Below are 12410 nucleotides of genomic sequence, written 5' to 3' on the forward strand. Positions count from 1 at the left end.
CTTCTTATACAAAATCTTTGGCGCCATCGGCTTCGGCCAGCGCTTCCTGAGCGCGGATCGGAACACCAAATCCGCCAGCGCCAGGTGTGCGCAGCAGAACGCGGGCACCAAAGTCGATAGTGTGTTGTATCTTGGGATCAACCCGAACGGTGTTGATCTGGATCTCACCGGCAGCGCCGGGATCGCCGCCTGCTAAGCCATTCGCCACAGCTTCTGGCTTAGTTCGTTCAGCCATAAAGGAAATTATGGTAGGCCCTTTATTTAGATTCTCGAAGAGAAACTCCTGCCCAGCCCCCCCTGTGAACCGACCGCTGCCCGCTGTCCGCGATCGGATTCGGCGGTGGCAAATTCTGATCGGCGCGGTTCGTTCCAGCACCTCGACGGGCGTGGAGGAAATGTTGCTCGGCCAAGACAACACGCTTGCGCCGTCCGAGGCCGCGCTGGCCCCATAGCCTCCGTTCAGGAAGAATAAGTTAGCGAAAGTCTTTCCATCCTCTTTGACGCCGGCCAGGTTTACGCACCAGAGAGGTGAGCCGACGTCGGAGATGACTCTCTCCGGCACGACTTGTGACAGCGCACGCAAGACCATCGCCGGCAGGAAATGTCCGATAAGTGCGCGTGCCCCGCCCGCTGCGGGCGGCTTTGAATTAAGAATTGAGCCAAGAGGTGCATGAATATTGAGCGGTTCCAACGCACCGTCATTGTTTGGCGTGTCGGGCGTAAGAACGGCTTTGATTCCATAGGCAGTGTATGCCGTCGTATAAGCAGCGCAGACGTTGATGGAGCGCTGCACTTGAGGATCTGTACCTCGGTAATCAACCTCGATTTCATCACCATGAACTTTAAGCGCCATCCGCAACACGATGCTATTTTCAAATCCATCGCTGACGGCGGTGGCATGATAGACGCCATCCGGTATTGCGGAAATCGCACGCCGCATCGCGGCTTCCGTCCGACCGCGGATCTGTTGAGACACTTCGGAGAATGAACGGAGCTCCCACTCCTTTAGCAAAGAAATGAGGCGCACCTCCATCAGATGCAGTGCAGAAAACTGCGCATAAAGGTCGCCTACCGTCTGATCTGGCGTACGAACGTTCTGGCGAAGCAGGCTTTCAAATGTGCGGTTCATTCGACCCGCCTCAACCACCTTCATCATTGGGATTTGGAATCCCTCCTCGTACACCTCGCGTGCATCGGCAGAACGGATGCGTCCACCAATGTCAGGAGCGTGCGTGACCGACCCAGCGAACGCAACAATATTGCCATTCAAGAAAATGGGCTTGGCTACCGTGATATCGGGCAGATGGCCGGTGCCAAGCCAGACATCGTTGGTGATCAGGATATCGCCCTCGGAGAGGGTCTCATGTGGAAACTGTTTGAGAAAGCCACGAACCGTCCGCGGAACGGTACCGATAAAGGATGGAATGCTGTTAGCGGGTTGCGCTAACGAGCGTCCTTCGGCATCCATGAGAACGCACGCAAAATCATTAGACTCGCGAACGACGGATGAGAAGGAGGTACGCAGCAGCGTCGTAGCGGCCTCTTCAGTCAGAGAAATCAGCCTTCGCCAAATCAATTCAAGCTGGATTGCATCAAGCACGTGTCAGTCTCCTTGGAGCGCCCGCGGCCTTGCCCTACGGTCTTGCACTCGCCCACGAAGCGCTGCGCGACAGTCGCACCAGCTCGGGCATTCTGCGGGACATTAAGTCAGGCTAAACGCGTCAGCCAATTCTTCTTGCTGCACGCTCTATACGCGGGTGATATAGCATTGGGATTGTTTGGCGGGCACGTCGGCCCGCGAGAGTTGCCTAGCTCGATCCGAAATCCCGCTAGGGGGCTTACTCCGTGCAGTCGCCGCACTTCACGACATGGGGGTCGTTGTGCAGGAACGTTTCCTTCAAGCTACGCGTGAAACGCTGCGACAGCGATGACTTCACAAGATGTCCCGGAAAGATTGCGAACATCTTAACCGAGATTCTCGGCGAAATACGAACAAATCGAACGTTATCGGAAATAAGCGGTTTGATGTAGGGACTTACGACGCCGATGCCAAGGTCGGCGGCGGCGAGCGAACAGAGGATCGCCGAATAGGTGACCTCGATCTCGGACGAGGGTTTCACGCCGTGCTGCGCGAGTGTCTGACGCCACAAATCACTTAGATCGTCTCCACGATTGAGAGTGAGCAGCGTTGCCTCTTGAAAATCAGAGACCGCAACCTCCTTCTTCGAAGCAAGCGGGCTGTTTGCGCAGACCGCACATAGGGCCTCAGATTCGTCACACACCTCGATTTCGAACTCTCCTGTTCGGAAATGAGCTCCGCTCGTCGTCAGGCCAACATCATAAATGCCATTGAGGAGCCCGTCTCTGATCTGCAGCGACCCTCCCGTCTGAAGGTTGATGCTCACACCGGGGCTAGACTGCCGGAATGCCTTCATGATCGTTGGAATAACGCCCATAGCCAGGGACGGAGTGGCAGCGATGCGCAATAGGCCGGTGCCGGATGACCTGATACTTTCAGCGGCTTGCTGTATCGTTTCCAAGCCAAGATAGTGCTTTTGGACGATTTCAAAGAGCATTTTGGCTTCAGGGGTTGGAACCAAACGGCCCCGTCGATAATCGAACAGTCGAAATTTCACAGCGTCTTGCGCTTGCGCCAACAGCCGGCTCACCGACGGTTGCGTTGTATTTAGAATTTCGGCTGCGGCAAGCGTTGTCCCACATTGCATCATAGCCCGAAACGCATCGATCTCGCGGGAACTGAGCGCTCTAGCCATATGCCGCCCAAACAAATTTACATTTTAGATGCATAAGCCCGATTCGAATAAATCAAATGGTATTCTCGGCCATGCGTCAAGTCGTTCGACGGATGAACTTCAGCTCCCACAATAAGAAAGGCCGCGGCGCTTTGTTGCACCGCGGCCCTTTTGTATGCGCATTGAAAGGCTCGACAAAGGCGGCGCGCCACGAGATCTCTTATGGAACGCCTGTAGCTGGACGTTTCGTATTGACGTTTTTGGGATAGCGTAACCCGAGGTTTTCGCGAAGTGTCTTGCCGCGGTAGCTTTTGCGCATAAGTCCGCGTTCCTGGAGCACGGGGACTACCATCGACACAAAATCTTCCAGGCAGGTCGGCATGTAAGGGAACGTTATCATAAACCCATCTCCAGCTTCATTGTCGATCCAACGTTCCATCTCGTCGGCGATCTGGCTTGGAGTGCCACAGAAAATCTCGAATCCGCGTTCGTAGCGCTGTGCAATCTCCCTTAGCGTGAATTTACGCGATCGGATCATGTCCGCAAGTATATTGAAATAACCCTGATGAAGGTTTGAGGAAGTCGGGATCATCTGTTCGGGAACGAGTTCGTCCAGTGGCAGCTTCGACAGGTCGACTTCAAGGTCCGTACTGACATACGCGACCTTGGCTTCAATCGGCATCACACTGTTTAGTAGGCGAAGCTTTTCCTTCGCTTCTGCTTCGGTTGAACCGACCATCGCGCGGAAGCCGGCGAGTACCTTAAGTTCGGAAGGATCACGGCGGTACTTCGCCATCCTGCTTTTGATATCCTTGTAGAGGGACGCAGCCTCCTCAAGAGTTGCGCCCGTTCCGAAGACGACCTCAGCGGTTTCTGCGGCAAATTCCCTACCCACCGAGGACGCGCCCGCCTGGATAATGACGGGTTGCCCCTGCGGAGCACGTGCAATATTGAGTCCGCCTTGTACCTTGAAATGTTTCCCTTCGTATCGAACGTGGTGAAATCGGTTCGGATCGAAGTTCATAGCTCTTGCCTTGTCGAAGATGAAGGCATCATCGTCCCAAGTATCCCAGTAAGCTCGGACCACCTCCAGGGCTTCTCTGGCTCTGGCATAGCGCTCGTCGTGTGGCGGCATCGTCTTATAGCCATAGTTGCGGCATGAATACTGGTTTGCAGTCGTCACAACGTTCCACGCTGCTCGCCCTCCCGAAAGGTGATCGAGCGATGCGAATTGCCGGGCGATATTAAACGGCTCAGTGAAGCTCGCAGATACCGTGGCGCCGAGGCCAAGCTCTTCTGTGCTCGCAGCTAGCGCAGAGAGAAGCGTCAAGGGCTCAAGTACGTTTTGCCCGCGTGGCCATTGCGCCATTGCGTGGAGATTGTCGACATCAACGCCCGGACTGTCCGCTAGAAACATCAGATCGAAGCGGCCTGCTTCACATAGCTTTGCGAGCTCTGTGTAGTACTGAAGACTCAACGCCTTCTTTGGATCCGTATCTGGATGGCGCCACGCGGCACTTGCGCTACCGGCTGCATGTATGAGTGCGGCGAAAGCGATTTCCTTTGCCATTTCGTTCCTCAATTCCTCTCTGGTCGTATGTAGAGATGCTGCGTGTTAATCGAGCACCGCCGAAATGAACTCTTTGGTCCTTGCGCCCTTGGGGTGCATAAGAACCTCTCGGGCAGTGCCTTCTTCTGCGATTTGGCCTTGTTCCATAAAGATCACGCGATCTGCGACCTCGCTCGCAAATCCAAGTTCGTGCGTAACGACCACCATAGTCATGCCGGTGCGTGCCAATTCCTTCATCGCCGCGAGGACTTCGGCAACGAGTTCAGGATCGAGTGCAGATGTCGGCTCGTCGAAGAGCATAAGGCGCGGGTGCATAGCCATAGCCCGCGCGATGGCCACACGTTGTTGCTGGCCGCCAGACAGGCTGGAAGGGTACGCGTTACGCTTCTCGGATAAGCCTACGCGTGCTAGGAGGGCTTCCGCCTCACAAACGACGTCAGCCTTATTGCGCTTTAAGACACGCACGGGTCCCTCAATGACATTGTCAAGAGCAGTCATATGGGGAAAGAGATTAAATCGTTGAAACACCATCGCGGTCTTCGTCCGCTGGCGGGCGAGTTCCGCACCGCCTAGTGGCCGCAATTGCGACCCCACTTGGCGATAGCCCACGATTTCGTCGTCTATCCAGATATGTCCTGAGTCGACGGAAACCAGTTGATTAATACATCTCAAGAGCGTCGTTTTGCCTGAGCCTGATGAGCCGATCAAACACACTACTTCATTGGGCATGACGTCGAGGGAGACGCCGTCCAGAACTTGTAGATTTCCATACCGCTTCTTAACTCTTCTCATTGAGAGCAAAGGCTTGGTCATCGGACCCTCACGACAGATGTTCCCCGCGCGAACCGCCATTCGAGCAGCAACTGAAGCGGCGTGAGAATGGAGACAGCGAGGAGATACCAAGCGCCTGCTACGATCAGTAGCTCAATCACGCGCTGATTGACGAAGTACACGTTCTGTGCGCTGTAAAGTAAATCGGTGTACTGGATCACGCTGGCGAGTGACGTCATTTTTACCATTCCAATAAACTCGTTACCAATCGGCGGAACTATCACGCGCATTGCTTGAGGTAGGACGATTCTCCAGAGCGCGTGTAGACGGGTCATGCCAATCGACTGTGCCGCTTCGTGCTGGCCCGCATCAACCGAGAGGATTCCGGCGCGAATGACCTCCGAGGTATAGGCACCCTGATTGATGCCAAGGCCAAGCAGCGCGGCCCAAAAGGGCGTGATGACATCGACAGTCGGGGCCGTCCACAGACCGGGAATGCCGATGACTGGGATGATTAAGGCTAGATTATACCAAATCAGAAGCTGGAGGATTACCGGCGTCCCGCGAAAGAACCATTGGTAGCCAAATGCGACGATGACTAGGAGCGGATTATCCGACATTCGCATAATCGAGATAGCCAAGCCGAGCGCGACACCGACAATCATCGCCAGCACGGACAAGATCATCGTATGCCAGAAGCCCGCGAGAATTGTAGGCGCCGCTAAGTATTTGGCAACAACGTTCCATTCGATCTGCGCGTTAGCGAAGGCCCTTACAATAAGGACCAACAGACCAAGAACTAGTACGCCCATTATCCAGCGGCCGACGTAACGCGGCGGCACGATCTCGACCAACGACAGATCGGGCCGTGAAAAGAGAGTGGAGGAACCGCTGCTCGATCGTACAGGCTTGTTTGACACCGCGCTCATTTTCGCGGTTCCGAATTTAGATATACTTCCGAAATAGCGAGTTTGCTCAACTGATATCTAGCCAGGATCTTTGCATAAGTGCCGTCCTTAATCATCGCATCCAGAGCGTCGGCGATCGCGTCACGCAGCGCGACATCGCCCTTACGCACACCAATTGCCTTGAATTCTGGCGCGAAGGGCTCGCCGATCGTCTTGTAAAGGCCTTTGGACTCCGCAATCATGTAAGGAACCTCGACGAAGCCCTGCAGTGCTGCATCAATTCGGCCTTGCGTTAGCTGCAGCCGCGTATCTGGCGTTGATTCGGTGCCAATCAACTTCACAGCCGGCATTCCCTTCTGAACGCAGTCCGACTCGCTCTTTGCAAGCATCACTTTGTACCAAACAGTGGACCGAATGGCGCCGGCCCGCTTACCGCAAAGATCGGACAACTCCTTTAGCTGAGAATTGGAAAGTGCGTAGACCTGATAGAAATCCCTGAAGTAATCGACCATCTCCATAATGGAATGACGTTCAGGGAGGTCGCTAAGTCCACCCATGATGATATCGATCCGACCGGTCTGCAGTGACGGGATGTACTGCGCAAATAGCATTTCATTGAATTCGGCCTTGACGCCCAAACGTGCTGCGATTTCCCGGCCAATATCTACATTCATCCCTCTGAATTCGCCCGTCTCCGGATCCTTGAACTGCAGCGGTGGCAATGCATTGCTGAGACCCATGCGCAGGACTCCCGCCGTTTTGACTGCGTCGGGCACCTGGATCTCTGCTGCACTCACTACCCTCCAGGAGGCAATGGAAAGCCCTACAATTGCTGATAGGGCAACAACTTTCGCGATTTGACTGGTGAACCCGTTTACTCGCCACGGTCCCATCTATTTCTCCTCCCTATTGGTAGCCCTTGCCTTCAGGGGCACGTGTTTCACTCGGCCGCGTGCTGTTGAGGGTAGGAAATTAGACCTCAATGACGCGGCACCGACGTCTTCCATTGGCCAGCACGGCAAACCGCGAAGCGTGCTTGGGCTCGACACGGGAAGCTGGGCGGCAGTTTCGCAACTCGTAAAGTGTTGCTTTCCTGCCGCCACAGCTCGACGGTGCTAATTAGCAACGCTAAGGGGCGGGCTATTTTGGATCAAATTCATTCTATCAAGGTCAGTATGCATCCAAGGCATAGGCCGACCCTCAGCACAAAAAATGGCCCATGCTAGGACAAAACGCGCCATCCATTGATTGTGCGTTGCGGGGCCTCGCGAACCGCTGAGCGGCAGTCTCGATGGCGGTCTCCATTATTAGAGCTCCGGAGCGGGAAAGGGAGGTGCTCTTTCCGTGACACCTGCGCGATGGCAACGGCATGGGCGATGTCCTCGGAGTTGAAGTGTATCGAACGCACTTAAAGATGCTTGTCGCCACACGACCGGGCGAGATCTCGGTGACGCGAGCGCGAGATCAGTAAAGAACGGGGCTCAGCCCGCGAACGCGCAATACGCTGGCCTTGGTGGCATGATGGCTAGGGATGAAGAAAGCCAGGGCGTTCTGGAAAGGCGTAGTGGCCAGCGACCGACCAGACGTCAACCACGTAGCGGCGCGCATCGGCATTCTTGTCACGATCAGCCGTTTCACGTGCAGTGCCGCGCGCAGATTGACGTCGAGCAGCGCGTGGATTTCGTCAGACGCAAGGTCTAGGATGTTGCTACGCTGCGACTGACCGGCCTTGTTGACGAGAACGTCGAATGTGGTCGTACGCGCTAGCGCTCCAGGACGTCGAGATCGTTAATCTCGCGCCGACAGCCTCCGCATCCGGCTTGGCCGACAGCCTGGCCAGCGGCCGAACCTCGCGCTAGCGAGTAAATTAGAAGCCCTGAGGGCGGAAGCGGCGCCGAACCGTCGCAGCCCTGACTAACTCTACGCCGCCGGGAGAGCGAAGGAGAATATTGCCCCTCCCTCTGGTGCGTTGACAACAGTCAGTTCGGCACCATGTTCGCGCACGATTCCGTAGCTGATCCAAAGGCCGAGCCCGGTGCCCTCTCCAACGCGCTTGGTCGTAAAGAACGGCTCAAATATGCGACCTATGTTGTGCTGTTCGATCCCGGGCCCGTTATCGGACAAACGAATCAGGATCTCGTTCTGATTGCGGCGAGCCGATATCTTTAGCCGTGGCTCCTGAGTGCCGCGCGTCGCGTCAATTGCGTTTTCGACGAGATTTACGATAACCTGGTGGAGCTGCCCTTCATTCCCGCAAGTCCAAAGATCCGCCTCGATGTCCATGTGAATGTCGAGGCGAACCTGCTTCGTGCGGACTGCCCAGAGCACGGCGGTGTTGATCAGAGGCTCGATGTTGACGCGATCAAACTCCCCGAGCTTGCTGAGGGAAAGCCGGCGTAAGTTTTTTACAATTTCGCTAATGCGCACGGCGCCTTCCATTGTCCCGTCCAGGAGCGGGCCGAGATCCTCTAGAATGGCGTCAATGCGGAGGCTTTTCTTCAAGGCTGCAGCTTCGGAGCTTATCGATGTGCCGTGGACGGCATCAAGGTAGGATGTCAGCGCCGTGCGATAGCGCATCAAGGTGTGCACGTTTCCATAGACGAAGCTGATGGGATTATTAAGTTCGTGAGCGACACCGGCCACCAGTCGGCCGAGACTTGCCATTTTCTCCTGTTCTACCAATTGACGCTGCACTCGCTGTAGCTCCTGATGAGCCGTGTGCAATGCTTCATAGGCTCGGCGAAGCTCGCCGATAGGCCTTCCAGTCAGAACCACGCCAATGAAGCGGCCCCGATGGTCGTGTCGGGGCGAGCTGTTGATTGCGAACAGGTCTGAGCTGCCGCCTTCGGTCAAGAAACGGAGTTCGCCATCCACAACCTCGGACGGGCTCCGAGGCTTGAGGAGCGACATGAGCTTGGCGCCATCGGCAGCGTCAATGATGTCTGCCATCCTCCAGCCGACGATTTCGTCATTGGCGCGGTCAAGCGTGCGCTGTAAAGCGGAATTGACTTGCTGGATCTGGCCTTTCGCGTCGCAAACGATGAGGATATCAGAGACAGATTCGATGACGTTGGTGACAAATGCTTGAGCTTCCTCGAGCTCGGCATTCTTGTGTTCCAGATCGACCTCATAACGCAATAGGTCGGAATAAACCTCATCCATCTTGCGGATGACTTCGATCCAAGCGCCCTCACGCTCGTGGTCGAACTCGATAGCACCGCGATCGCTGATCAACTTGAGCAGCGAGTCGGATCCGTCAGGAGAATGCGTCGCCTTTGCCATTTTTTCTCAAATCATACCTGGACAGCTTGTTCCGCAGGCCTACCCGGGACAGGCCGAGCTCGCTGGCAACCCGGCTGATATTGCCCTCATACTTCTCCAGGGAGTTGATGATAACCGACTTCTCCAGATCCTCCACCCTGTCCTTCAGGCTCGCTGCGCCGTTCAGGTTCTGTATGACCCCCGTGGCGGTCCGCCTGCCGTTGCGCCGGCCGAGCAGCGTGGGAGCCTGCAATTCGTCCGAGTCAGCCAGCACGGCCATACGCTGGATCTCGTTCTGCAGTTCGCGCACGTTCCCTGGCCAAAGGTATTTGACGAAGCCCTCAAGAGCAGCGGAGGCAAAGCGCAGACCTGGCCGGTTGAAGGAAGTCTTGACTTGAGACAGTACTCCTTCTGCGATCAAGGGTATATCCATCGGCCGCTCCCAAAGCGCCGGCATGTGAACCGGGAACGCCGCCAGCCGGTAATAGAGATCACGGCGGAAGCGGCCCGCCTCCACCTCGGCCTCAAGATCCCGATTGGTGGCTGCCACCACACGGACGTCGACTTTCCTTACACGTTGCGCGCCCAGCGGACGGATCTCGCTCTCCTGCAGCACGCGGAGCAGCTTCACCTGAAACGCCGGCGAGGTCTCTCCGATTTCATCAAGGAAGATGGTACCGCCATCGGCAACTTCGAACAGACCGATGCGATCCTGGTAGGCGCCTGTGAAAGCGCCCTTCTTACACCCGAACAACTCGCTTTCGAGGAGCTCGTCAGGCAGCGCCCCACAGTTCTCAACGACGAAAGCCTTACCGGCTCGGGCTGAGCCGTAGTGGATCGCGCGTGCCAGCAGCTCTTTGCCGGTTCCGGATTCGCCCGTGATCAGCACGGAGATGTCGTATTCGGCCGCCCGCCGGCCGAGTTCAATGACCGCATGCATCGGGCTGTCCGGGGCGTGCACAATTCGGTTGAAGTCATAGAGATGCTTAGCTGCGCCGCGCTTGACCGAAACGACCCTCTTGATGTGCTCGGGCGTTGCTTTGACGTCGACCCCTGCGGTCTCTGTCTCCTTCTGAAGCCGATAGAGCTGGACCGCCTCCTTGACAATGTCGATCAGCCGGTCCGGCTGCCAGGGCTTCGTGATGTATTGATAGATGCCCGCCTCATTGAGCCCTGCGATGATGTCGTCCGATTCCGAATAGCCGGAGATGATCATGCGAACCGGATCGGGCCAGAGCTCGCGCACCCGCTTGAGGAAACTGACGCCGGATTCGTGCGGCATGCGCTGATCGCAGATGATGGCGTGGACGATCTCCCCTTCGAGCAGCTTTTCAGCGTCTGCTGCGCTGCCGGCGCAGAGTACCTCAAAATCCTCGTTGAGGACGCGGCGTAGCGCCTCCTGTGACCTGACCTCGTCGTCGACTACCAAAATAGTACCCTGGAAGCTCATATGCGCACCGCCATGCGGGTAGATTTGTCGAGCGCGCGAGGCGACCTATGGGGTGCGATTGTGAGTGGCGTGCGCGACTTCGGCACCTTGTGAATGAAGTTGTAGCGGGCGACGTGGTAACTCGGATCGAATCCGTAGAAATTAAGCCGCATCCGCCGCAGCTCCTCGTCGCGATAGGCCTGCAAGGGCTTGTGGGCTTCGTCCGCTGCGCGACGTCGCTGCTTGTCAGCAAGACGCGTCGCAAAGCGTTCATCCGCCGCCATGCTCGCGGCAAGGCTCATGAGGCGGCCCTCCGCCAGCTCCCCGCCCGACAGAGCACGATCGATGATGCCAAGGCGCCCCGCCTCTGCCACGCCCATCGGCAGGCGGCATTGCGTGATCCGGGTGGCGTTCGCTGCACCCGCGCGGCGCGGCAGCAGATAAGTCCAGTATTCCGAGCCGAAGAGATTGCCTATGTCCTTATAATGTGGATTCAGGACGACCTGATCGCTCGCCCAGACCTCGTCGGCAGCGAGACTTAAAAATACCCCTCCCGCCCCGGCGTTGCCGCGAATGACGGAAACGACGAGCCGATCGGTGGTCTCGATGACAGTGTGCGCAAGATCGTCGATCGCATTGATGTTGCGCCAAGACTCGTCCGCAGCGCTGTCAGCCGCCTCGATCTCGGCGAGGTGAATGCCGTTGGACCAGTAATCACGTCCACCGGTCAGGAGAAGCACCTTGGTTGGGCGGGCCAGCGCAGCTCGGTAGGCGTTCAACAACGCTTCGCAGTCAGAGGTCGCCATGGCGCCATTGTAAAAGGAAAACTGCAACTCGCCGACCTCGCCCTGCTCGCGATATCGTATGGGCGCATAGCCGCAATCGGGTCGGTACGGCAGGCGCATCGCCTGCTCCGCAAAGACCTTTGCTGCGGATCGTTTCAGGCTTTTCGGTACAAGCTGCCGCACATGGCCGATCCAGACGGCACCATCGACCGTGGCCCGGGCCAAGGCTCCATCGCAATGCGCCACAATGGTTCCGGGCACACCGGAGATGCCGCGCGCCTCGTGGGCGTCGAACAGCCTGACATCTTTGAAGAACAAGCTGTCGACCAAGCCCGGCATTCCGTCTGCACTGTGGATCTTGCGCAGGACGGTCTCGCTCGTGTCGTGCTGCCAATCGATCATCCGGTCGGCCTGCCGGCAGGGCCCGCGCACCCGAATGCGGGGATCATCGGCAGGCATCGGCGACGGTGTCGGCTGTCCGGCTTCGATTGCTGCAATGGCTTCGAGCACCGCCGCGACCGCGCACGTCGTGACCTCGTTGCGGTAGATGCTGGATTTAGCCGCGCACCGCATCGGGAAGGTTCTGAAAGCCCAGATCGGACCAGCGTCGAACCCGCCGTCGGCCTGAAGCACAGTCACGCCCCAATTGGAAACACCTTCCAGAATCGCCCAGTCGAGCGCCGCCGGACCGCGGTCGCCGGGCGGACCGGGATGGACGATCAGGCAGCGCACGCTACGCCAGACATCTTCGGGGATTGCGCGCTTGAGGAACGGCGCGATCACCAGATCTGGCTGATACAGCGCCACGCTTTCGCGCGTAACGTCGGGGTGGATATCCAGCTCGACCGAGACCTCGTGGCCGCCCTCCCTGAGCTCGACGTGGAGCCGTTGCGTCAGGCTGTTGAAGGAGTGCGTGAGAAGCAGGATGCGCAT

The 12410-nt window shown here is 57.1% G+C and carries 9 protein-coding genes and 1 pseudogene; all 10 read right to left on the reverse strand.

The window, feature by feature from the left end:
* Nucleotides 1-4: 4 nt before the first annotated feature.
* Entirely contained in the window at nt 5-1600 is a 1596-nt protein-coding gene (locus XH90_RS38325) for a hydantoinase B/oxoprolinase family protein (RefSeq protein ID WP_128929536.1), read from the reverse strand.
* A 238-nt stretch (nt 1601-1838) separates the two neighbouring features.
* The gene (locus XH90_RS38330) at nt 1839-2774 is read right to left on the reverse strand and encodes a LysR substrate-binding domain-containing protein (RefSeq protein ID WP_128929535.1); all 936 of its coding nucleotides are present in this window, start codon (nt 2772-2774) and stop codon (nt 1839-1841) included.
* A gap of 199 nt (nt 2775-2973) precedes the next feature.
* Nucleotides 2974-4323, reverse strand: coding sequence for an LLM class flavin-dependent oxidoreductase (locus tag XH90_RS38335; protein ID WP_128929534.1), 1350 nt, complete (start codon nt 4321-4323; stop codon nt 2974-2976).
* Nucleotides 4324-4368: 45 nt separating this feature from the next.
* A complete protein-coding gene (locus XH90_RS38340; RefSeq protein WP_128929533.1) occupies nt 4369-5136 on the reverse strand; it encodes an amino acid ABC transporter ATP-binding protein in 768 nt (255 codons plus the stop codon).
* Nucleotides 5133-6023 (reverse strand): amino acid ABC transporter permease, encoded by an 891-nt coding sequence (locus tag XH90_RS38345; protein WP_128955168.1) that lies wholly within the window; start codon nt 6021-6023, stop codon nt 5133-5135. Before XH90_RS38345 ends, XH90_RS38340 begins: the two co-directional genes overlap by 4 nt.
* The gene (locus XH90_RS38350; RefSeq protein WP_128929531.1) at nt 6020-6895 is read right to left on the reverse strand and encodes an ABC transporter substrate-binding protein; all 876 of its coding nucleotides are present in this window, start codon (nt 6893-6895) and stop codon (nt 6020-6022) included. Before XH90_RS38350 ends, XH90_RS38345 begins: the two co-directional genes overlap by 4 nt.
* A 571-nt stretch (nt 6896-7466) precedes the next feature.
* Nucleotides 7467-7709, reverse strand: a pseudogene (locus XH90_RS40100) (hypothetical protein); the annotation flags it as partial.
* A 213-nt stretch (nt 7710-7922) separates the two neighbouring features.
* Nucleotides 7923-9284 carry a sensor histidine kinase gene (locus tag XH90_RS38360; RefSeq protein WP_128929530.1) on the reverse strand — a complete coding sequence of 454 codons (1362 nt, stop codon included), beginning with the start codon at nt 9282-9284 and terminating at the stop codon, nt 7923-7925.
* On the reverse strand, nt 9259-10713 hold the full coding sequence (locus XH90_RS38365) for a sigma-54 dependent transcriptional regulator (protein WP_128929529.1): 1455 nt from the start codon (nt 10711-10713) through the stop codon (nt 9259-9261). The genes XH90_RS38360 and XH90_RS38365 overlap by 26 nt, the downstream gene beginning before the upstream one ends.
* Nucleotides 10710-12410, reverse strand: coding sequence for a hydrogenase maturation protein (locus tag XH90_RS38370; protein WP_128955167.1), 1701 nt, complete (start codon nt 12408-12410; stop codon nt 10710-10712). The genes XH90_RS38365 and XH90_RS38370 overlap by 4 nt, the downstream gene beginning before the upstream one ends.

Source organism: Bradyrhizobium sp. CCBAU 53338 (assembly GCF_015291665.1).
In the GTDB taxonomy this organism is placed as follows: Bacteria; Pseudomonadota; Alphaproteobacteria; order Rhizobiales; family Xanthobacteraceae; genus Bradyrhizobium.

Bases quoted from the DNA above. Each gene is read 5' to 3' on its own strand.
- XH90_RS38365 (WP_128929529.1), bottom strand. From the start codon at position 10,713: ATGAGCTTCCAGGGTACTATTTTGGTAGTCGACGACGAGGTCAGGTCA.
- XH90_RS38370 (WP_128955167.1), bottom strand. From the start codon at position 12,410: ATGCGCATCCTGCTTCTCACGCACTCCTTCAACAGCCTGACGCAACGG.
- XH90_RS38330 (WP_128929535.1), bottom strand. From the start codon at position 2,774: ATGGCTAGAGCGCTCAGTTCCCGCGAGATCGATGCGTTTCGGGCTATG.
- XH90_RS38350 (WP_128929531.1), bottom strand. From the start codon at position 6,895: ATGGGACCGTGGCGAGTAAACGGGTTCACCAGTCAAATCGCGAAAGTT.
- XH90_RS38360 (WP_128929530.1), bottom strand. From the start codon at position 9,284: ATGGCAAAGGCGACGCATTCTCCTGACGGATCCGACTCGCTGCTCAAG.
- XH90_RS38345 (WP_128955168.1), bottom strand. From the start codon at position 6,023: ATGAGCGCGGTGTCAAACAAGCCTGTACGATCGAGCAGCGGTTCCTCC.
- XH90_RS38335 (WP_128929534.1), bottom strand. From the start codon at position 4,323: ATGGCAAAGGAAATCGCTTTCGCCGCACTCATACATGCAGCCGGTAGC.
- XH90_RS38340 (WP_128929533.1), bottom strand. From the start codon at position 5,136: ATGACCAAGCCTTTGCTCTCAATGAGAAGAGTTAAGAAGCGGTATGGA.